Origin of the sequence: Isoptericola sp. NPDC056605 (genome assembly GCF_042792795.1) — a bacterium.
Classification (GTDB): Bacteria; Actinomycetota; Actinomycetes; order Actinomycetales; family Cellulomonadaceae; genus Isoptericola.
Genome location: NZ_JBHTVT010000003.1, coordinates 234,154 through 253,590, shown reverse-complemented (window position 1 = coordinate 253,590; position 19,437 = coordinate 234,154). Strand labels below are relative to the sequence as shown.

The window sequence follows — 19,437 nt, the reverse complement described above, 5'->3', positions numbered from 1 at the left end:
CAGCTCGCGCGGGTGGGGTTGCGGTGGGCGGCGGCGTTCCGGATTCTCGGAGGGTGCCCACGCTGGCGGAGCTGCTGACCGACGTCGCCGGGGAGCTCTACGCCCTCGAGCCGGCGGCATTCGTCCCCGCGCGCGACGCGCGCGCCGCCGCCCTGCGCGCCGACGGCGAGGACGAGGCGGCCGACCGGGTGAAGCGGCTGCGCAAGCCGTCGACGGCGGCCTGGGTGGTCAACCTCCTCGCGCGCGCCGACGCCGCGCAGGTGGAGCAGGTGGTCGAGCTCGGCGCCGCGTTCCGCGAGGCGCAGGACGACCTCGACGGCAAGCGCCTGCGCGAGCTCACGCGCCAGCGGCGGCTGCTCGTCGCCGCGGTCGCCGCGCGGGCGCGATCGCTCGCCGTCGAGACCGGCGCGACCGTCTCGGGCGCGGTCCTGGCGCAGGTGGAGGCCACGCTCACCGCCGCGATGATCGACGCCGACGCCGGCCGCGCCGTCCGCGGCGGGCTGCTGGTCGGGCCGCTGCAGGCCACCGGCATCGGGCGGGCCGACGTCGCGTCCGCCGTCGCCGTCCCCGACGCGCTCGGCATCGCGCCCGTCGACGACGACGGCGCGCCGTCGCGGCACCTGCACGCGGTGCCCGACCTGCCGGGCGGGGGGCGCGGCGGCCGCCGGCGACGGGGCCCGTCGAGGAAGGACGACGACGCGGCGGCCGAGGAGCAGGCCGCGCAGGAGGCGGCCCGGCAGGAGGCGGAGCAGGAGCTCGCCGACGCGGAGGACGACGTCGCCGCCGCGCGCGACGCCGGCAGCGCGGCGGCCGCGGAGGTGGGCCGCATCGAGGGCGTCGCGCACCGCACCGACGCCGAGCGCGACGCCGTCCGTCGTCGCCTCGCCGAGCTGGACGACGAGGCCGCGGCCGTCGACGCCGAGCTGCGCGGCGCCGTCGTCGCCCGCCAGCGCGCCGAGCGCACCCTGGCCGATGCCACCCGCCGCCGCGACGAGGCCGCCGCCCGCCTCGCCGAGGTAGTCCCGCAGACGCCGAGGTAGTTCGGACCCTGCCGAGGTAGTACCGACCCTGCCGAGGTAGTTCGGACCCTGCCGAGGTAGTTCGGACCCTGCCGAGGTAGTTCGGACCCGGCCGAGGTAGTACCACCTCGGCGTCCGGCGGACGGCGGAGGCGACGACGGCGGATCTCCGTCGCCCGACGGATCCGCCCGGGCGGCCCGCCCTGCGAGGGTGGGTGCACCGACACCGAGGACGAAGGAGACACCATGCGCCGCCGCATGCGCACGCCCCTGACCGTCACGACCGTCGCCGCGCTCGCACTGGGCCTCGGCGCGCTGCCCGCGGGGGCGGACGAGCCGCCAGGCCCTTCGCCGTCGGCGGCTCTCGACGAGGACCGCTCGTCCGTCGCGCAGGCGGTGGCCGACGCCGTCGCGCAGGCGGAGCGCCAGGCTCGCGCGAGGACGTTCAGCGCGCCGAGCGAGGCGTCGGGACGGGCCGACGCCGTGACCGACGCTCTCGACCAGGCGCTCGCGGACACGGCGGCGGGCGTCCCGATCGGCGTCGTCGGCCGGGTCGACGCCCCGGGCCTGCACTGGACCGGCGCGGACGGCACGCGCCGCCTGGACGGGCACGGGCCGGCGCGGCCGCAGGACCGGTTCCGCGCGGCGAGCAACACCAAGATGATGGTCTCGACGCTCGTGCTCCAGGAGGTCGAGCAGGGCACGTGGTCGCTCGACACCCCGGTGGTCGACGTCGTGCCCGAGGCGGCCGTCGTCGTCCCCGACGCGTACGAGGACGACGTGACGCTGGAGCTGCTGCTCACGCACCGCTCGGGTCTGCCCGACCACCTCGCCGCACTCACCGCCAGCCGGATGACCGACCCGGAGGACTACGACGAGTTCTTCGACGTCCTCGGCGAGGAGTACACGACGGCGGACCACCTCGCCGCGATGGACGACCAGCCGTGGCTGTTCGAGCCCGGCACCGACGCCTCGTACTCCAACGCCGGTTACGTGCTGCTGGGCCTCGCGCTGGAGCACGCCACCGGGCAGGACGTCGAGCGCCTGCTGGAGAAGCGCGTCTTCAAGCCCGCCGGGATGCGGCACTCCGCGTACCCCGACGACCCGGGTTACCGGGGCCCGTTCCTGCGCGAGGCCGCGTACACGGGCGACCTCGGCGCCGGCTGGTACGGCCTCGACGGCTTCGACCCCAGCCTGTTCGGTTCGGCCGGCGCCGTCACCAGCACCACGGAGGACCTGCAGCGGTTCACCGAGGCGCTGGTGACGGGCGACCTGCTCGAGCCGGAGACCGTGACGGACGTCCTCACGCCGCGCACCGTCGGCAGCCAGGTGCTGCCCGACTACGGGCTCGGCGTGTACCGCCTGCCCGACCCGTGCGAGGAGGGCGCATGGCTGTACGGGCACGACGGCGCGTCGTTCGGCACGCTCAGCATCACGCTGACCTCGCCGGACGCCGAGCGCCAGGTGACCGTGGCCCTGACCGGCCGCGACCTGACGTCGCTGGAGTCCGACCTCGGCACCGCCCTGGTGCCCGCGCTGCTCGCGACCTGCTGACCCGCCGTACGACGTCGGTCAGTCGGCGGCGAGCTCGGCCGCGACGGGCGCGAGCAGGCGCCCGTCGTGGTCGAACATCGCCTGGTTCTCCCACGCGTTGCCGGACGCCGGGTCCTCCGGGTCCCAGCCGTTGCCCTCGACGGCCGTCCAGGCCGGCTCCCAGTAGACGGCGCCGAGGCCGCGACCGCCGGGGGCGGCGGCGACCGTGTCCTGCACGGCGCGGAACGCCGCCGCCTGGCCCTCGGGCGTGGCGGGGTAGCCGTCGACGAGCTGGTCCTCGGACGCGATGACGTTCTCCCAGGCCGGGTCGTCGTCCTCGAGCGTGAACGGGTACGCCGTCTCGACCACCATGACGTCGCGGTCGTAGCGCGCGGACAGGGTGCTGACGGCCCCCTGCAGGTCGGCGAGCGACCCGTGCCAGTAGCCGTAGTAGCTCAGCCCGACGACGTCGAACGGTACGTCGCGCGCGGTGACCTCGTCGAACCACCAGGTGAGCGAGTCGACGCCGTTGTTGATGTTCGTCAGGTGCAGGATCGTCCGCGTCGACGGCGAGACGGCCTTCACCGCGTCGTGGCCGGCGGTGAGGAAGCCAGCGAGGGCGTCCCACTGCGCGTCGGCGACGCCGTCGTCCGGGTCGACGTCCCATGTCTGGCCGTACGGCCACAGCATGCCGGGGTTGATCTCGTTGCCCACCTGCGCGTACGCGACGTCGACGCCCGCGTCGACGAGGGCGGCCATCACCTCGCGGGTGTGCGCGGCGAGCCGGTCGGTCATCGCGGCGACGCTCGACCCCGCCCACGCGGCCGGCACGCCCTGCGCCCCCGGGTCGGTCCACCGGTCGGAGTAGTGGAAGTCGACCATGACGTCCATGCCGGCGGCCTGGATCCGTCGCGCCGTCTCGACGACGTGCGTCACCTCGTTGTAGCCGTCGGCCGGGTCGACCCACACCTTGAGGCGGCCGAGGTTCATGCCGTGGGCGGCGAGGATCTCGACCGGGTCGCCGGGCGTGCCGTCGACGTCGGCGTACGCGGCGCCGTGGTCCTCGTTCTTCGCCAGGCCGGAGAGGTCGCCGCCGCGCACGTCGCGCGTCACCCGGCCGCGCTCGACGGCGACGTCGTCGACGCCCGCCCACGCGCCGCCCGCGTCGTCCGACGTCGCGACGGCGAGCGTGCAGTCGCCGCCGCGGCTCTTCGCGGAGACGGCGACGCGCACCCACGCGTCGTCCTGCAGCGACTGCGGCAGGGTGACCGTGCCGGACGTGCCGCCCGCGCAGGTCAGGGACAGCGTCGAGGTGTCCAGCCCGCCGGACTTCACCCAGGCGCTCGCCGTCCACCAGCCCGTCCCCAGGCGGCCGAGGCGCTGGGACGTCGTGACCTCGTAGGGCGTGTCCGACCAGTGCGTCAGCCGGTCGCCGGTGCGGCCCCCGGCCTCCGTCGTCGCGGCGGACGCGTCGCCGGTGACGGTCCAGCCGTCCAGGCCGGAGAACCCTGCGTTCGTGGGCTCGACGGCGGACCGGCCGCCGGGCGCGGCCCCCGCCGGCGAGGCGAGGGCGGCCGCGAGGGCGGCGGCGAGCAGGCTCGTGGCGATCGTGCGGGTGCGGTGCGACATCATCGTCCTTTCGCGTCGGGCGAGCCGTCAGGATCAGCGCCCGGTGTGCCGGGCGCGTGCCCTGACAGCTCCTGTGGGCCCCGATCTGTCAGGACGAGCGCGGGGTATGCCCCGCGCTCGCCCTGACAGATCGCGGGTCAGTGCGGGACGGGCGTGCGCAGCACGCGCGCCCCGCCGGCGGGGACGACGACGAAGCCTGCGACGTCCTCCCCGGTGAGCAGGTCGGTGGAGCCGGGCGCGACGTCGGGCAGCTTGGCGTCGGCGTCGGCGTGGTTGAGCACGACGGTGAACACGGCGCCGTCCCCGTGCCTGCGCACGACCTCGAGCTCCGCGGGCAGGCCGGTGGGTGCGAGCCCCGCGTCGTCGTACACGCGGGCCATGAGGGGCGCGAGGGCGTCGACGTCCAGGCGCGTCGAGACGTACCAGCCGGTCCCCGCGCCGAGGGGGTTCCGCGTGACCGCCGCGGCGCCGGGCCGAGGGCCGCCGTCGTACGTGGCGACGACGTCCGCGCCGTCGAGCGCGAGGTCGTCGGCCCACACGTCGCCGGTCAGCGCGCCGTCGGACAGGCCGACGACGCCGAGCGTCTCGCCCTCCCGCAGCGGCAGGAACTCCTCGACGGTGAGGCCGAGCGCGCGGCGCAGCGGCGCGCCGTAGCCACCCTCGTGCACGCGGTCGTGCTCGTCCACGACGGCGCTGAAGTAGCTGACCAGCAGCGTGCCGCCGCCCTCGACGTACCGGGTGAGGTTGTCGGCCGCGGCCGCCGTGAGCAGGTACGACGCCGGTGCGACGACGAGGCGGTAGCCGGACAGGTCCTGCTCCGGGTGCGCCATGTCGACGGTGAGCCCGTCGCGCCACAGCCGGTCGTAGAACGCCTCGGTGCGCTCGCGGTGCGACGCGTCGACGCTGGGCCGCCACTCGAGGTCCTGCGCCCAGTGCGACTCGTAGTCCCACAGCAGCGCGACGTCGGCGCGCACGCGCGACCCGCGCACCTCGCCGAGGCGGCCGAGCTCGGCGCCGAGCGCGCACACCTCGCGGAACACGCGGCTGCCCGTGCCGGCGTGGGGGAGCATCGCCGAGTGGAACTTCTCCGCGCCGCTGCGCGAGGCCCGCCACTGGAAGAACAGGATGCCGTCGGCGCCGCGGCCCAGGTGCGACAGGGCGTTGCGCCGCTCCTCGCCGGGCCGCTTGGCCACGTTGCGGGGCTGCCAGTTCACGGCCGAGCTGGAGTGCTCCAGGAGCAGCCAGGGCTTGCCGCCCGCGACCGACCGGGTGAGGTCGGCGGCCATCGCCAGGCCGACGTGGCCGCGCGGGTCGGCGGCGGTGAGGTAGTGGTCGTCGGAGACGACGTCGACCTCGCGGCCCCAGGCCCACAGGTCGGTCGAGGGGCACGCCGTCGCCATGAAGTTGGTGGTGATCGGGACGTCGGAGTGCGCGCGGATCGCGTCGCGCTCGGCCACGAAGCACTCGCGCAGCATCGCGTCGGTGAACCGTGCGTAGTCGAGGCGCATCGCCGGGTTCGCGACGGTCGGCGTGGCCGACGGCGCGACGACGTGCTCCCACTCGCCGTACACCTGGCCCCAGAAGCGCGTGCCCCAGGCGGCGTTGAGCGCGTCCAGCGTGCCGTACCGGGCACGCAGCCACAGGCGCCAGGCGCGCTGCGCGTGGTCGGAGTAGTCGTCGGAGACGGGTGCGCCGTACTCGTTGTGCACGTGCCAGAGCACGACGGCGGGGTGGGTGGCGTAGCGCTCCGCCAGCGCGCCGGCGATCCGGGTCGCGGCGCGACGGTAGGCGGGCGACGACGGCGCGGCGGCGCCGCGCGAGCCGAACTCCAGCACGGTGCCGTCGCGCGTCACGACGCGCGAGTCCGGGTAGGTGCGGAAGAACCATGCCGGCGGCGACGCGGTCGGGGTGCCGAGGTCCACGCGGATGCCGCCCGAGTGCAGCAGGTCGAGCAGCCGGTCGAGCCAGCCGAAGTCGTACTCGCCCTCCCGCGGTTCGAGCAGCGCCCAGCTCCAGATCCCGACGCTCACCAGGGTGACGCCGGCCTCCTGCATGAGGGCGACGTCCTGCGCCCACACCTCCTCCGGCCACTGCTCCGGGTTGTAGTCGCCGCCGTAGGAGATCTCGTCGATGCCCGGCAGCCAGCCGTCGAAGTCCGGGCCGGGGCGGAGAGGCGCGGTCCGGGTGGGGGCGCCGCCCGGCAGGTCGAGGGGCGTGGCGTCGGGCATGGGAGAGGCTCCTCGCGTCGGTGCTGTGCTCGGCGTGCTGTGCCCGGTCACAGTCTTCGTGACCGGGCAACGACTAGGTAACACCACGAAACCTGAAGTTGACAATCCCGGGAGCCGTGTCGCTACTGTGACCGTGCACAGCCACACTGTCGTGAGTCGCCCAGCGCTCCCTGCCTGACGCGGCGGTGCGATGGTCCTTGACGAGGAGGAGTCATGCGCCTGACCACAGGCACCCGGATCGCGGCCCTCGCCGCCGCCACCGCGCTGCTCGCGTCCGCCTGCTCCGGCGGTGGCGACGACGCCGGCACGGACGACGGCGGGTCGGCCGCGGGCCCCGTCGAGCTCACCTTCTGGACGTGGACGCCGAACATGGAGAAGGTCGTCGACCTCTGGAACTCCGAGCACCCCGACATCACGGTCACGGTGAACAAGCAGGACGGCGGCGACCCCGCCGTCACCAAGCTGCTCACCGCGATCAAGGCCGGCTCGGGCGCGCCCGACATCATGCAGGCCGAGTACCAGAAGATCCCGCAGCTGGTGTCCTCGGACGCGCTCGCGGACCTCTCGGGCTCGCTGGGCGACGACGTCGCCGGGCACTTCGCCGACGGCGTCTGGGACGCCGTCACCCTCGGGTCGGACGCCGTCTACGCGGTGCCGCAGGACTCCGGGCCGATGCAGTTCTACTACCGGGCCGACATCTTCGAGAAGCTCGGCATCGACGTCCCCACCACGTGGGACGAGTACGCGGAGGCGGCGCGGGAGGTGCACGAGGCCGACCCGAAGGCGTACCTCGGCACGTTCTCCGCCAACGACGCGGGCTGGTTCGCCGGCATCACGCAGCAGGCCGGCGCGTCCTGGTACGGGATCGACGGCGACGCCTGGTCGGTGGACATCGACTCCGACGCCACGACGAAGGTCGCCGAGTACTGGGGCGGCCTCGTGGAGGAGGGAGTCATCGACAACAGGCCGATGTACACCCCCGAGTGGAACGCCGGCCTCAACGACGGCACCCAGGTGGGCTGGCTGTCGGCGATCTGGGCGCCCGGCGTCCTGTCGGGCAACGCCGCCGACACCGCGGGCAAGTGGGAGATGGCACCCATGCCGCAGTGGGACGCCGACGCGCCCGCCACCGGCGCGTGGGGCGGCTCGGCCACCGCGGTGACCTCGCAGTCGGAGCACCCGGAGCAGGCCGCCGAGTTCGTCACGTGGCTCAACACCGACCCGGAGGCCGTGCAGGCGCTCGTGGACGAGACCGGCATCTACCCGGCCGACGTCCCCGCGAGCACGGAGGCGCTGACCGACCCGCCGGAGTTCTTCTCCAACCAGCCCGACTTCTACGAGGTCGCGGCGCAGACCGCGCAGACCGTGCAGCCGTTCACCTACGGGCCGAACATCAACGTCGCCTACTCCGCGTACAACGACGAGTTCGCCAAGGCCACCAAGGCCAAGACGGCGAGCGCGTTCCTCGACGCCGTCGGCGCGATGCAGCAGATCACGCTCGACGACCTGAAGAACCAGGGGTTCAGCGTCAGCGAGTGACGACGCGGGCCGCCCGGGGCGGGGAGATCCCCCCCCGGGCGGCCCGACCCGCGTCGACCACGATCGCCGTCGAGCACGATCGGCGAAGATCCGAGAGGGAAGCCTGAGATGACCACGACCACCGCCGCGCCGCCGGCCCGCGCGACCGGGCCCAGCACGTCCGGCCGGCGCCGCCTCGCCCCGTGGGGCTTCCTCGCGCCGGCGATCGTGCTGTTCGTCCTCTTCCTGGCGCTGCCGATCGCGTACGCGGTCTACCTGTCCTTCCGCACGGAGAAGGTGAGCGGTCTGGGCCTCGGTTCGGGCTCGCGCACCGAGGTGTGGGCGGGGCTGTCCAACTATGCGGCCGCGCTGGGCGACCCGGAGTTCCTCGCGTCCGTGGGGCGCGTGGCCCTGTACGGGCTGATCGTCGTGCCGACGATGCTCGGCCTGGCGCTGCTGTTCGCGCTGCTCCTCGACTCGCGCCGGGCGCGGACGCGCACGTTCTCGCGGACGGCGATCTTCCTGCCCTACGCGGTGCCGGCCGTGATCTCGTCCCTGCTGTGGGGCTTCCTCTACCTGCCCGGGGTCAGCCCCTTCTACGACCTGTTCGAGCGGTTCGGCTGGGACGTGCCGTCGCTGTTCGAGGGCGACCTCGTGATGTTCGCGGTCGCGAACATCGCCGTCTGGGGCGGCACGGGGTTCAACATGATCGTCATCTACACGGCGCTCAAGGCGGTGCCGTCGGAGCTCTACGAGGCGGCCGAGCTGGACGGCGCGTCGCAGGTGGCGGTGGCCCTGCGGATCAAGATCCCGATCGTCACGCCGTCGATCATCATGACGGCGGTGTTCTCGATGATCGCGACGCTCCAGGTGTTCGCCGAGCCCACCACGCTGCGCCCGCTGAGCAACGCCATCTCGACCACCTGGACCCCGCTGATGAAGGTGTACCGCGACGCGTTCACGCGCGGCGACCTCTACTCGGCCGCCGCGACCTCGGTGATCATCGCCGCGGCGACGTTCGTGCTCTCGTTCGGCTTCCTGCGCCTCGTGCAGGGCCGCGCCTTCGGCCAGGAGAAGTGACCATGACGACGCTGACCAGCCCGCTGCCCGCCGACGCCCCGGCCGCGCGCTCCGACGTCCGCCGCCCGGCCGCGAAGGGACGCCGCCACTGGCGCGGCGCCGGCGAACGGCCGTCCCCGGTGGCCACGGCCGTGCTCCTCCTGGGGGCCCTGTACTGCCTGCTGCCGGTGGTGTGGGTGGTGATGGCCTCGACCAAGTCCGGCGCCGAGCTGTTCTCGAGCTTCACGTTCGCGCCCTCCACCCACCTGGCCGACAACGTCGCCGACCTCTCGGCCTACCGCGACGGTCTGTTCTGGCGGTGGATGCTCAACACGGCCCTGTACGCCGGTGTCGGCGCGGCGGCGTCCACGCTGGTGTCCGCGATGGCCGGCTACGGCCTGGCGAAGTACACGTTCGCCGGCAAGAACGCGGTGTTCAACGTGCTGCTCGCCGGCGTGCTCGTCCCCGCCATCGTGCTCGCGATCCCGCAGTACCTGCTGCTGGCCGAGCTCGACCTCACCAACACGTACTGGTCGGTGCTGCTGCCCAGCATCATCAGCCCGTACGGCATCTACCTGGCGCGCATCTACGCGGCCGCTGCCGTGCCCGACGAGGTGGTCGAGGCCGCCCGGACCGACGGCGCGAGCGAGACCCGCACCTTCTTCCAGGTGGCCGTGCCGATGCTGGTGCCCGGCCTCGTGACGGTGTTCCTCTTCCAGTTCGTCGCGATCTGGAACAACTTCATGCTGCCGTACATCATGCTCGGCGACGACAAGCTGTTCCCGATCACGGTGGGCCTGTCCGGCCTCCTCAACCAGGGCGCCAGCCAGCCGGCCATGTACACGCTCGTGATCACCGGTGCGCTGCTGTCGATCGTGCCGCTCGTCGCACTGTTCTTCGCGCTCCAGCGGTTCTGGCAGGTGGACCTCGCCGCGGGCGCGGTGAAGTCGTGACGCCTCCTCGCGCCGGTCAGGCCGGGGGCGCTCGGGTCCCTAGACTCGCGGGCGTGGAAGGAACGGGTGGGCACGGGGCCGACGACGGCCGGGCGAAGCGGCCCACGATCCGCGACGTCGCGGCGGTCGCGGGGGTGTCGCGGGGCACCGTCTCGCGGGTCATCAACGGCGGGCACTGGGTGTCCCCCGACGCGCGCACCGCGGTCGAGGAGGCCATCCGCACCACCGGGTACCGCGCGAACCCGCACGCCCGCTCCCTGGTGACGGGGCGCGCCAACTCCGTCGCCTTCCTCCTCACGGAGGAGCAGCACCTGCTGTTCGAGGACCCCAACTTCTCCCTGCTCCTGCGGGGCGCCACGCACGCCGCCGCCGAGCGGGAGATGCCGATGGTGCTGCTCGTCGCGGGCACGGACCAGGAGCGTCGCCGGGTGGCGCAGTACCTCGAGGCCGGGCACGTGGACGGGGTGCTGCTCATCAGCTCCCACCGCGGCAACCCGATGATGAGGGAGCTGCTGCGGCACGAGATCCCCACCGTCGCGTGCGGCGTCCCGCTCGGGTACGAGGGCAAGGTCGGGTACGTCGCCGCCGACGACCGGTCCGGCGGGTGGACGATGACGCAGCACCTGTGGGACTCCGGCCGGCGGCGCATCGCCACCATCACCGGCCCGATGGACACCCCGGGCGGCGTGCTGCGTCTCGAGGGCTACCGCGAGGTGCTGGGCGACGCCTACGACCCGGAGCTGGTCGCGCACGGCGACTACTCCCGCGAGAGCGGCCGCCTCGCGATGGCCGAGCTGCTGGAGCGGCGGCCCGACGTCGACGCCGTGTTCGTGCACTCCGACCTCATGGCCGCCGGCGCCCTGGTCGCGCTGCAGGCCGCCGGCCGCAGCGTGCCCGGCGACGTCGCTGTCGGCGGCTTCGACGACTCCGGCGTCGCTGCGCAGCTCCACCCGCCGCTGACCACGATGCGCCAGCCCTACGAGCGCATCAGCGCCGAGATGGTGCGGCTGCTGCTCGAGGTCGTCGACGGTCAGGAGCCCGCGGCCATCACGCTGCCCACCTCCCTGGTGGTGCGCGAGTCGGCCTGAGCGCCGCGGTCCGTGCCGCTGACGGCGCCGCCGACCGTGTCCGTCGGTGCCGGCGGGTGGGAGCGAAGCTTCTGGGAGAGGCGCTCGAGCAGCAGCGCCGGCTCCAGCTCGGCCGGCGGCACCACGCCGTCGGGTACGACGACGCCCACCACGGCGAGCGAGCCCTCGACCACCGTGCCGATCGTCGTGGTCCGGAACGCCAGGTCGTCATCGGCACGCTCGTGGACCTCCACGCCGAAATAGCCCGGCCCGCCGGCGTCGAACGGCTCGCCGAGGTGATCCTCGTACCACCGGGGGCCTGCGGGCGTCCCGACGTACGCGACGGACAGGAGCTCCGCGCCGCGGTACTCCTCCCACGCGGAGCCGGGGTCCAGGAGATAGTCCGCGACCCTCGACGCCTCCTCCTGCAGCCGCCAGACACCATCCGATCCTCGTGCGGTGTCGAAACCGGGGCCCGGGGGAGTGGCGACATAGCTGTACACGTCGACGCCGTCGACCCGCACGCCGGAGATTCCGGACGTCGACTCCGGCGACCACCCACCGGTCAGTGCGAACGGGGCGTGGAACAGCGGGGCGATGCCCGTGGCCCGGACGGGCTCGACGAGCCAGCCCGCCCCCGCGAGGCCCCGGTCCATCCACCACCGCTCCACCGGGAGCTCGGCCGTGTCGTGCGCGGGGAAGTCGGCAGTGGTGAACACCCAGCGGTCGGCGATCCAGGTCTGCGCCTGCTCGAGCTCGCGCTGCCGCTGGCGGTCCGTCGCCGCGTCGAGCGCCCGGGGGACGGTGACGAGCGCCACCAGGAGGAGCACGAGCACCACCGCCGGCGTGACCTGCGGGTTGGCGAAGACACGCTTCAGCACGGTGCTCATCGACCTCCTCCGGCGGGCTGGGACATGTCCTTGAACGCGCCCCAGAACTGGCGGGCGACGGAGAGCTTCTCGTGGTCGGCGGCGGCGACGTCCGCGCTCTCGGCGCGCCGCATCGCCTCGTCGAGCGGGATGCCGAGGTCGAGGTCGTGGGCGAGGTAGAGGTCGTGGATCGTCGTCGCGTACCGGGTGTACGTCTGGTGGCCGACGTCGCCGACCTCGGCCCGTGCCTCGGCGACCGGGCCGCTCGTGTCGAGGAACTCCAGGCCCTTGGTCGTCGCCGTGGCGGCCAGGGCCTCCGCGCTGCTGCGGCCGAGGGTGCCGAGCCCCAGCGTGTCGCCGGCCAGCGAGATGAGCGCCTCGCGGGTCTCGACCTCGTCGTAGGCGGTGGCGAGCGTCTCGGCCTGCATGGCGCCCGTGACCGCACCCACCCCGCCGAGCACCTGCTCCGCGAGGTGGTAGCGCGGCGCGGTGTCGACGTCGTAGGCGCCGGACGTCGCGACCTCGACCATCGCCGCCGCATAGCGCTCGGTGGCCCCCAGCCAGGCCTGCGCGGCCTCGGGGCTGCGCGACGTCGCGGCGACGACGTCGCGCAGAGCGAACGCGTCGAGCTCCGGCTGGAGGACGTCGGCGCGCCGTCCCGTGCCCGCGGCGAGACCGTCGTCCGCGTCGATCCCGGGTGCCGGGGCGGGCTCCGGAGGCCCGCCCTCGGATCCGCGGTGGAGCGTCTGGTTCAGGGTCGCGTCGCCCACCGACGGCAGGTACGGCTCGTACGCGCGCGCGACGTCGGCGCCGGCGCGGTCGTCCAGCGTGGGGCCCGCGAGCAGCCCGGACGGCAGGACCGGCGTGGCGTGCGAGACGAGGACGGCGGCCCTCCGCTGGTCGGCCTGATGGTGCGACGTCGTCCCCTCCTCCACCGCGGCGGCGAACGCGCCCGCGACGCCCCTGCCGTCGTCGGGCCAGCCCCCGTCCGGGACCCACCCGAACCAGCGCCGCACGCTGCCGGCGACCTGGGCGTCCTGAGCCGGGGCGAGCCGGTCGAGCGCGAGCCGTGGGTGCCGGGCGTAACCCGCCAGCACGGCCGCGGCGAGCGGCGCGGTGATCGTGGCGTCGACGAGGGCCTCACCTCCGAGGCCGCCGCGGGTGCCGGTGGCGGCCGCCTGCTCGTCCGCGCGGGCCTGCCACCTCGCGTCGAGCGCGTCGCCGGCGGCGGCGTGCGCCGCCGCGGGGAGCTCGGCGGGCAGGAGCGTCGCGGCGATCCGGGACCGCTCGCCCAGGCCGAGCGGCCAGTCGCCGACGCCGGTGACGACGTCCCGCCCGAACTCGCGCAGCTCCGCGTCCGACGCCGTGCCGGCCCAGGCGGCCGCGCCCTGGGCCAGGGCGGTGCGCAGCTCGGTCGGGACCGGCCGGGTCGGGTCGAGGGAGGTCGGTCCGAGCGCCAGGTAGAGGTCCTGCGGCGTCGTGGTGTCCCAGAAGACGGCCCAGAACGCGGGGTCGTCCGCGTGGCCGGTCAGCACGCGGCGGACGTCGTCCCGCAGCGCGCGGCGTGCGGTGTCGTCGCCGCCCGACGCGGCGCGCGGCAGCAGCGCGACGACCCGCCGCGCGGCGTCCCCGGAGGCCACGAGCCCTGCCGGGTCGGCCCCCGCGGCGGTGACGGCTCGGACCGCACGGACGTCGGCGAGCGCGGCGAGGGCGGAGGCGGCGCGACGCGACCCCTCGGCCTTGGCGTCGCGGGCGGACCGCCAGCGCGCCTCCGCCGCCGCGACGTCCTCGCGCGCCGCGGCGACCTCTCGTTCCGCGACGACGAGCCGCTGGTGCGCCTGCCCCGGGCCGCCGAGCGGCGTCGCCGCTCCCGGCACGCCGACGTCGGGGGCCGCGGGGAGGAGGCCCGCCCCGGCGATGTTCCACGTGGAACGCCGGGCCTCGTCGGCCTCGGACCGCCACCGCGCCTCCCGCCCCAGGGCCTCCGCCCGGTCGGCGAGCGCCCGTCCCGCGGCGGACCGGGCGTCGCCGAGCGTGACCGCGTACCGGTGCAGGGCGCCGGCCGCCGCCTCGAGCAGGCCGCCGCTCGCGCGGGCGTCGTCGGCCACGGTGGCGACCCGCCCGCGCGCCCGCTCGACGGCGGTGCTGCGCTGACCGTCGAGCGACGCGTGCACCCGCAGCAGCTGTGCGTGCACGTCCGCGAGCCGTGCCGCGGCGCGTGCCGCGGCGTCGGCGGCGTCGACCAGCGCGGGCGGGCTGCCCGTCAGCGCGCCGGGCTCGCCGTCGAGGGTGCCCTGTCCGCCGCCGCGCTGCCCGCCGTGCCGCACCTCGGGCCTCATGCGCCGTCCGCCGTCCCGGCAGCGCCGAGCAGCGCGGCCAGGTCGCGCACGGTCCCGCGCTCCGCACCGGCGAAGACCTCCGCAGCCTCCGAGAGCCCCGCGCCGAGCGATACGAGTGCGCCGACGAGCGACTCGTGGGCCGACCGCCAGGCCGCGGCGAGGTCCTCCACCGCGGCCGACAGGGCGACGTCGCCGCTCACGCCCGGCGCCGCGGCCGCGGTGAGCGCTCCGGCGCGGGCGCCGGCGAGCGTGGTGGCGCCCGCGCGCAGGTCCGCGCCCACCGCCGCGAGGGTCGTGGTGTCGAGGTCGAGCTGGGTCATCCCGTCCCTGTTCGTCGTGGGTCCGTCGGAGGCTGCGCCGGGGCGCGGGCACGACGCTAACGACGGTGGGACCGGGCGGGTCGAGGTTATCCACAGGGTCGGTCGGGTGGGTGAGTCCCATCAGGTGAGGCCCATCAGGTCAGTCCCACCAGACGCGGAACCACGGCCCGTCGTCCGTGCCGCCGCCGAGCCGTCGCCCCCGCCAGGGCGCGACCTCGTCCGGGGGCGCGTGCATGTCGTCGACACCCAGCGCGGCGAGGGCGCGCACGACGTCGGCCCTCTCGCCGCCGGGCCCGTGCGGTCCCTCGAGGCGCACGCCCCGGCCCGGCCGGAGCAGGACCCCGGTCACGGTGATCCGTTCGTCGCACCGCAGCGGCCCGACGACGTACCCCTGCGCGCGGACGCGGTCGGGGTACCGCACGACGGCCCGCAGCACCGTGCCGAGCGTGGGGCCGAGGTTCTGCCGCTCGGTCGCCAGCTCCTCCTCGTCCAGCCGCTCCAGCAGCCCGGCGGCGGTCCGTTCGTCCAGGGCGGCGAACGGGTAGAAGCCGGGCGTGGTCGAGCCGGCGAGCACGGGCTCCAGCAGGACGTCGAGCCCGTCGTCGAGCAACCAGCCGTGCCGGCCCGGGCAGCCGCCGCCCCGGCCGCCGTGGTGGGGTCCGCCCGCGGCGGCCGCGAGCTCGCGCTCCCGGGTCCACGCGGTGCGCAGGTCGACGAGGTCGGGCGGGACGAACCGGGCGGGACCGGGTGCCGGCGAGGTGGGCGGGGGCGGCGTCGCGACGGGCATGGGTGGCTCCTCGGGTTCGGGGCGTCCGGGGCGGGCGTCCGTGGCCGAGCCTCGCGGGCGGCGGCCGTCGTCGAGGCGCCCGGGCCCGCGGCCTGTGGACCCGCGGAACCTGGGGGCAGGCTCCCACTCCCGGAGCGCCGCGGCGACGTCGTGCCTGGTCACGACCGATGAGTTCGGGGGTGACGCGCCGTCTTCCCCCACCACAGGATGAGAACCCCATCAGGCCGACGGAGGCACCCCATGAGCACCCAGCAGACCTTCACCGTGGACGTGCCCGGCGCCGTCCTCACCTACGACGTCCGCATCCCGGCCGCCCCCGGCGGGCACCCGCCGCTGTTCCTGCTCGGGTCGCCGATGGCGGCGTCGGGCTTCACCCAGCTGCTCGGGCACGTCGACGACCGCGCCGTCGTCACGTACGACCCGCGCGGCACGGAACGGAGCACGCTCGCCGCCGGCGGCGCGGTGTCGGTCGAGCTCCACGCCGACGACTTCCACCGCGTGGTGGCCGCCGCCCGGCCGGTGATCGGGGACGGTCCCGTCGACGTGTTCGCGTCCAGCGGCGGCGCCGTCAACGTGCTGCCGTGGATCGTGGACCACCCCGACGAGCTGGGCACCGTCGTGGCGCACGAGCCCCCGCTGTGGGCGCTCCTGGAGGACCGCGACGTGCAGCGCCAGGTCACCCGCGACATCGTCGAGACGTACGAGCGGGACGGTTTCGGCCCCGCGATGGCGAAGTTCATCCAGGTCTCCATGCAGGACGCGCCGCTCACCGAGGACTACCTGACGCAACCCGCGCCCGACCCGGCCGCGTTCGGCCTGCCCACCGAGGACGACGGCTCCCGGGACGACCTGCTGCTGAACGGGAACATGAAGGCCCTGCCCTGGTTCGAGCCCGACCTCGACGCGCTGCGCCGCACCACCGTGCGGCTGGTGCCCGCCGTCGGCGAGAAGGCGCCGGGCTCGATGCCCCGCCGCGGGGGAGAGGCGCTGGCCGCGGCGCTCGGCCTCGACACCGTCGTCTTCCCCGGCGACCACGGCGGCTTCGCGTCCAACGAGTGGTCCCCGGGCAACGACCCGGCGGCGTTCGCGGCCCGGCTGCGGGAGGTGCTCGCCGGCTGACGGCGCGCTGCCCTCAGATCCGCACCCCGGCGTCCCGGCCGATCCGTTCCAGCCCGGCGATGCCCGCGGGGGCGTACTCGAGGTACCGCTCGACGGCGGCGCGCACCTCGGGCCGCGCGGTCTCCTCGGGCGGGACACGGGCGGGGTTGAGCAGCACGGAGTGCGCCCAGGCGGCGAGGTCCGGGTCGGCCATGAACGTCGCGGCGGCCCGCGCGCCGCGGCCCTGCATGGCCGCCCAGTCGGCGGGCGTGCTCCAGTAGGGCGTCGGCGGGCAGAGGGCGTTCTTCTCGGCGTCGGGCCGGTCGTGGCGGGTGCCCTCCACGTAGCCGACCAGGGCGGCGCAGAACGGCGGGAACCCCGCCCGCACCGACTGGAGCGTGATCCGCTCGTCCCAGATCGGCAGCCCCGGGCGCACGTGCAGGCCGTACGACGCGCAGTGCACGACGACGGCGCCGTGCGGGAGCGCGACCTCGCCGTCGTCGAGCACCAGCCGTCCGGGCTCGACCCGGCGCAGGTGCCCGTCGCGGACGACGCGGGTCACCGACCGCAACAGCTCGAGCTCCCACCGGCCGAGCGTCGGCGTGCGGGCCATGGTCGGCACGACCGCCGGGTCGATGCGCGTCATGACGCCCGCGTCCTCGAGGCGCAGGAAGAGATCGTCCGCCGACGAGGCGTCGTAGGCCGAGGCCATCAGCGTCCCCGCCATGCCCAGGAAGACCGCCGGGTCCGGCTGGACGACGGCACGGTCGAGCATCCACGGGTCCCGCGGCCGCACCCACAGGATCGCGTCCGGGTCCACCCCGCGCCCGAGCAACCACACCACGGCGTCGGTGGCCGTCTTCCCCGACCCGACGACGACGTAGGCGGCGGCCTCCCCGACGTCGGGCAGCGCGCCCGCGGGGACGACGTCGGCGCCGTCGTCCACGTCGAACGGCGGCGGGCCCACGGCGGGGATGGACGGGGCGAGGTAGCGGGCGTCGACCACCCGCCGGCGGACGCGGGGCTCGACGACGTCCCCCGAGACGAGGTCGACGAGCAGGCCGTCGCGGTACTCGTGCCCGCCGAGCAGCTCCACGCGTCCGGTCGGCAGGAGCCGGTCGGCGAGCACCCGGGCGAAGTACGCGCAGATCTCGGGGCCGGTGGCGCGCTCGTGCATCCCCTGCTCCGGGCCCGACTCCTGGACGCGCCCGGAGCCGAGGCGGGTCGACGCGACCCCGTAGAACTGCGACGCCTGGTGCAGGCGGACGAACGGGTACGCGTCCAGCCAGTGCCCGCCCGGCGCGGCACGCCGGTCGACGAGCGTCGCGTGCGCGGTCGGGTCGTGGTCGACGAGCGCGTCGACGAACGCCATCCCGGCCGCCCCGGCGCCGACGACCAGGTAGTCGGTGTCGACCGAGCGGGTCATGTCTCCAGTGACCCACCGGCCTCACGGGTCGGTCAACGGGCGCCGGGGGTGATTGAGCGTGCCCCGGGCGACACCGGCGGCGGTCAGTCGTCGTCGCGCCCCTGGACGACCTTCCCGTCCTGGGTGCCGACGCGGTAGTCGGTCTCCGCGCCGTCCACCAGCACCGTGACCGACCAGTGGTACCGGCCGTCGTCCTCGTCGAGCTCGGCGTCGTCGAGGTCGCCCCCGGACGACGCCACGGCCCGCTCGATCGCCTGGGTCAGGGAGAGCGTCGCGTCGGCCAGCGCGCGGCGGTCGTCGGCGTCGAGGTCGTCCTCCTGCGTGCGGACCACCTCGGTCCCGTCGGCGCTGACCTCCACCTCGATGCTGATGGTGCCGGTCGCGACGTCGACCTCCCACGTGTTGTCGCGGTCCGGGTCGTCGATGGCGAACGCGGTGCCGCCCGCCTTCTTCTCCGCGGTGGCGATCGCCAGCAGGCCGGCGGCCGTGCGGTGCTCCGGCTCCGCGGACGCGCTCGGCGACGTGTCCTCTGCCGCGCCGCCGTCGTCCGGCGTGGTGTCGTCGGTCGTGGTGTCGTCGGTCGCGCCGGCGGACGTCGTGGCGTCCCCGGCGGGCGCGCCGTCGTCACCGGAGCCGTCGGCGCAGGCGGTGAGGGTGAGGCCGAGCGTCAGGGCGAGCGCGGCGGGGACGGCGAGACGGCGTGCGGTGCGGTTGCTCATGACGACGATCCTCCGGGCGGTCGGTGGCCCCCGCATGAGATGCGGAGGAGAAGACCCTCATCTGCTGCCTTGCGGTTGACGCTGCGTCAACCCCTACCGTCGGTGTCATGACCCGTTCCATCCAGGACGTCGCCCGGCTCGCCGGCGTCAGCAGCCGCACGCTGCGGCACTACGACCAGATCGGTCTGCTGCCGCCGTCGGGCACCGGTTCCGGCGGGCTGCGCCGGTACGACGACGCGGCGGTCCGCCGTCTGCAGCGCATCCTGCTGCTGCGCGACCTGGGGCTGCCGCTGAGCGACGTCGGCAGGGTGCTCGACGAGCAGGCGGACGAGGCCGGCGCGCTGCGCCGCCACCTCGGCCAGCTGCGTGCCGAGCAGGACCGGCTGACGCGGCAGATCGCGTCGGTGGAACGGACCGTGACCGCGATCGAGAAGGGAGAACAGCTCATGGCCGAGGACATGCTCGACGGCTTCGACCACACGCAGCACCAGGAGGAGGTGACCGAGCGCTGGGGCGCCGACGCGTACGCGAGGAGCGACGCGTGGTGGCGCGGCCTGGGTCCCGCCGGACAGAAGGAGTGGCAGGCGCGGACGACGGAGCTCGGCGACGCCTGGGGCGACGCCGCCCGCCGCGGCGTCGCCCCGACGTCCGACGAGGCGCAGGCCCTCGCCGCCCGGCACGCGGCCTGGCTGGGCGGCATCCCCGGCACGCCGGGCTCCGAGCAGGGTCGGCCCACGAAGGAGTACGTCGTCGGCCTGGCCGAGATGTACGTGGCCGACCCCCGGTTCGCGAAGAACTACGGCGGCACCGAGGGCGCGACGTTCGTGCGCGACGCCCTCGTCGCGTACGCGGAGCGCGAGCTCTGACGAGTGCC

16 protein-coding genes are annotated in these 19,437 nt (G+C 75.1%); 8 read left to right on the top strand and 8 right to left on the bottom strand.

The window, feature by feature from the left end; translation table 11 throughout:
* Nucleotides 1-53 precede the first annotated feature (53 nt).
* Nucleotides 54-1,040 carry a hypothetical protein gene (locus ACFQ8Y_RS05375; RefSeq protein ID WP_430584835.1) on the top strand — a complete coding sequence of 329 codons (987 nt, stop codon included), beginning with the start codon at nt 54-56 and terminating at the stop codon, nt 1,038-1,040.
* Nucleotides 1,041-1,264: 224 nt separating this feature from the next.
* A complete protein-coding gene (locus ACFQ8Y_RS05370) occupies nt 1,265-2,572 on the top strand; it encodes a serine hydrolase domain-containing protein (RefSeq protein ID WP_430584834.1) in 1,308 nt (435 codons plus the stop codon).
* Nucleotides 2,573-2,590: 18 nt separating this feature from the next.
* On the opposite strand, the gene ACFQ8Y_RS05365 is transcribed toward ACFQ8Y_RS05370, so the two are convergent.
* Nucleotides 2,591-4,180 carry an arabinogalactan endo-beta-1,4-galactanase gene (locus ACFQ8Y_RS05365; RefSeq protein ID WP_430584833.1) on the bottom strand — a complete coding sequence of 530 codons (1,590 nt, stop codon included), beginning with the start codon at nt 4,178-4,180 and terminating at the stop codon, nt 2,591-2,593.
* A gap of 137 nt (nt 4,181-4,317) precedes the next feature.
* A complete protein-coding gene (locus ACFQ8Y_RS05360) occupies nt 4,318-6,408 on the bottom strand; it encodes a beta-galactosidase (RefSeq protein ID WP_430584832.1) in 2,091 nt (696 codons plus the stop codon).
* A 213-nt stretch (nt 6,409-6,621) separates the two neighbouring features.
* Here ACFQ8Y_RS05360 and ACFQ8Y_RS05355 point away from each other — a divergent pair, with 213 nt between their 5' ends.
* The 4 genes from ACFQ8Y_RS05355 (at nt 6,622) to ACFQ8Y_RS05340 (ending at nt 11,026) form a co-directional block, all read left to right on the top strand.
* The gene (locus tag ACFQ8Y_RS05355; protein WP_430584831.1) at nt 6,622-7,947 is read left to right on the top strand and encodes an ABC transporter substrate-binding protein; all 1,326 of its coding nucleotides are present in this window, start codon (nt 6,622-6,624) and stop codon (nt 7,945-7,947) included.
* Between the two features lie 108 nt (nt 7,948-8,055).
* Nucleotides 8,056-9,006, top strand: a complete 951-nt coding sequence (locus ACFQ8Y_RS05350) for a carbohydrate ABC transporter permease (protein WP_430563070.1) — start codon at nt 8,056-8,058, stop codon at nt 9,004-9,006.
* 2 nt (nt 9,007-9,008) lie between these two features.
* Nucleotides 9,009-9,938, top strand: a complete 930-nt coding sequence (locus ACFQ8Y_RS05345; protein WP_430550998.1) for a carbohydrate ABC transporter permease — start codon at nt 9,009-9,011, stop codon at nt 9,936-9,938.
* Nucleotides 9,939-9,991: 53 nt separating this feature from the next.
* Nucleotides 9,992-11,026, top strand: a complete 1,035-nt coding sequence (locus ACFQ8Y_RS05340) for a LacI family DNA-binding transcriptional regulator (RefSeq protein ID WP_430584830.1) — start codon at nt 9,992-9,994, stop codon at nt 11,024-11,026.
* Here ACFQ8Y_RS05340 and ACFQ8Y_RS05335 read toward each other — a convergent pair.
* From ACFQ8Y_RS05335 to ACFQ8Y_RS05320, 4 genes are all read right to left on the bottom strand, one after another.
* Nucleotides 10,969-11,895, bottom strand: coding sequence for a hypothetical protein (locus tag ACFQ8Y_RS05335; RefSeq protein WP_430584829.1), 927 nt, complete (start codon nt 11,893-11,895; stop codon nt 10,969-10,971). The genes ACFQ8Y_RS05340 and ACFQ8Y_RS05335 overlap by 58 nt on opposite strands.
* Nucleotides 11,892-14,213 (bottom strand): hypothetical protein, encoded by a 2,322-nt coding sequence (locus tag ACFQ8Y_RS05330; RefSeq protein WP_430584828.1) that lies wholly within the window; start codon nt 14,211-14,213, stop codon nt 11,892-11,894. Before ACFQ8Y_RS05330 ends, ACFQ8Y_RS05335 begins: the two co-directional genes overlap by 4 nt.
* A complete protein-coding gene (locus ACFQ8Y_RS05325; protein ID WP_430584827.1) occupies nt 14,210-14,533 on the bottom strand; it encodes a hypothetical protein in 324 nt (107 codons plus the stop codon). The genes ACFQ8Y_RS05330 and ACFQ8Y_RS05325 overlap by 4 nt, the downstream gene beginning before the upstream one ends.
* A 139-nt stretch (nt 14,534-14,672) precedes the next feature.
* Entirely contained in the window at nt 14,673-15,320 is a 648-nt protein-coding gene (locus ACFQ8Y_RS05320; protein WP_430584826.1) for a hypothetical protein, read from the bottom strand.
* 240 nt (nt 15,321-15,560) lie between these two features.
* On the opposite strand from ACFQ8Y_RS05320, the gene ACFQ8Y_RS05315 reads away from it, so the two are divergent.
* Entirely contained in the window at nt 15,561-16,439 is an 879-nt protein-coding gene (locus ACFQ8Y_RS05315) for an alpha/beta fold hydrolase (RefSeq protein WP_430563065.1), read from the top strand.
* A 13-nt stretch (nt 16,440-16,452) separates the two neighbouring features.
* Here the strand turns inward: ACFQ8Y_RS05315 and ACFQ8Y_RS05310 are convergent, their stop codons facing one another.
* Nucleotides 16,453-17,844 carry a pyridine nucleotide-disulfide oxidoreductase gene (locus ACFQ8Y_RS05310; RefSeq protein WP_430584825.1) on the bottom strand — a complete coding sequence of 464 codons (1,392 nt, stop codon included), beginning with the start codon at nt 17,842-17,844 and terminating at the stop codon, nt 16,453-16,455.
* An 83-nt stretch (nt 17,845-17,927) separates the two neighbouring features.
* Nucleotides 17,928-18,563, bottom strand: a complete 636-nt coding sequence (locus ACFQ8Y_RS05305) for a PepSY domain-containing protein (RefSeq protein ID WP_430584824.1) — start codon at nt 18,561-18,563, stop codon at nt 17,928-17,930.
* Nucleotides 18,564-18,670: 107 nt separating this feature from the next.
* Between ACFQ8Y_RS05305 and ACFQ8Y_RS05300 the strand changes: the two genes are divergently transcribed.
* Entirely contained in the window at nt 18,671-19,429 is a 759-nt protein-coding gene (locus ACFQ8Y_RS05300) for a TipAS antibiotic-recognition domain-containing protein (RefSeq protein WP_430584823.1), read from the top strand.
* Nucleotides 19,430-19,437: the final 8 nt, after the last annotated feature.

Coding starts and splice junctions, on each gene's coding strand:
- ACFQ8Y_RS05325 (WP_430584827.1), bottom strand. CDS start 14,533: ATGACCCAGCTCGACCTCGACACCACGACCCTCGCGGCGGTGGGCGCG.
- ACFQ8Y_RS05365 (WP_430584833.1), bottom strand. CDS start 4,180: ATGTCGCACCGCACCCGCACGATCGCCACGAGCCTGCTCGCCGCCGCC.
- ACFQ8Y_RS05330 (WP_430584828.1), bottom strand. CDS start 14,213: ATGAGGCCCGAGGTGCGGCACGGCGGGCAGCGCGGCGGCGGACAGGGC.
- ACFQ8Y_RS05350 (WP_430563070.1), top strand. CDS start 8,056: ATGACCACGACCACCGCCGCGCCGCCGGCCCGCGCGACCGGGCCCAGC.
- ACFQ8Y_RS05370 (WP_430584834.1), top strand. CDS start 1,265: ATGCGCCGCCGCATGCGCACGCCCCTGACCGTCACGACCGTCGCCGCG.
- ACFQ8Y_RS05310 (WP_430584825.1), bottom strand. CDS start 17,844: ATGACCCGCTCGGTCGACACCGACTACCTGGTCGTCGGCGCCGGGGCG.
- ACFQ8Y_RS05300 (WP_430584823.1), top strand. CDS start 18,671: ATGACCCGTTCCATCCAGGACGTCGCCCGGCTCGCCGGCGTCAGCAGC.
- ACFQ8Y_RS05355 (WP_430584831.1), top strand. CDS start 6,622: ATGCGCCTGACCACAGGCACCCGGATCGCGGCCCTCGCCGCCGCCACC.
- ACFQ8Y_RS05345 (WP_430550998.1), top strand. CDS start 9,009: ATGACGACGCTGACCAGCCCGCTGCCCGCCGACGCCCCGGCCGCGCGC.
- ACFQ8Y_RS05305 (WP_430584824.1), bottom strand. CDS start 18,563: ATGAGCAACCGCACCGCACGCCGTCTCGCCGTCCCCGCCGCGCTCGCC.
- ACFQ8Y_RS05360 (WP_430584832.1), bottom strand. CDS start 6,408: ATGCCCGACGCCACGCCCCTCGACCTGCCGGGCGGCGCCCCCACCCGG.
- ACFQ8Y_RS05315 (WP_430563065.1), top strand. CDS start 15,561: ATGAGCACCCAGCAGACCTTCACCGTGGACGTGCCCGGCGCCGTCCTC.
- ACFQ8Y_RS05335 (WP_430584829.1), bottom strand. CDS start 11,895: ATGAGCACCGTGCTGAAGCGTGTCTTCGCCAACCCGCAGGTCACGCCG.
- ACFQ8Y_RS05320 (WP_430584826.1), bottom strand. CDS start 15,320: ATGCCCGTCGCGACGCCGCCCCCGCCCACCTCGCCGGCACCCGGTCCC.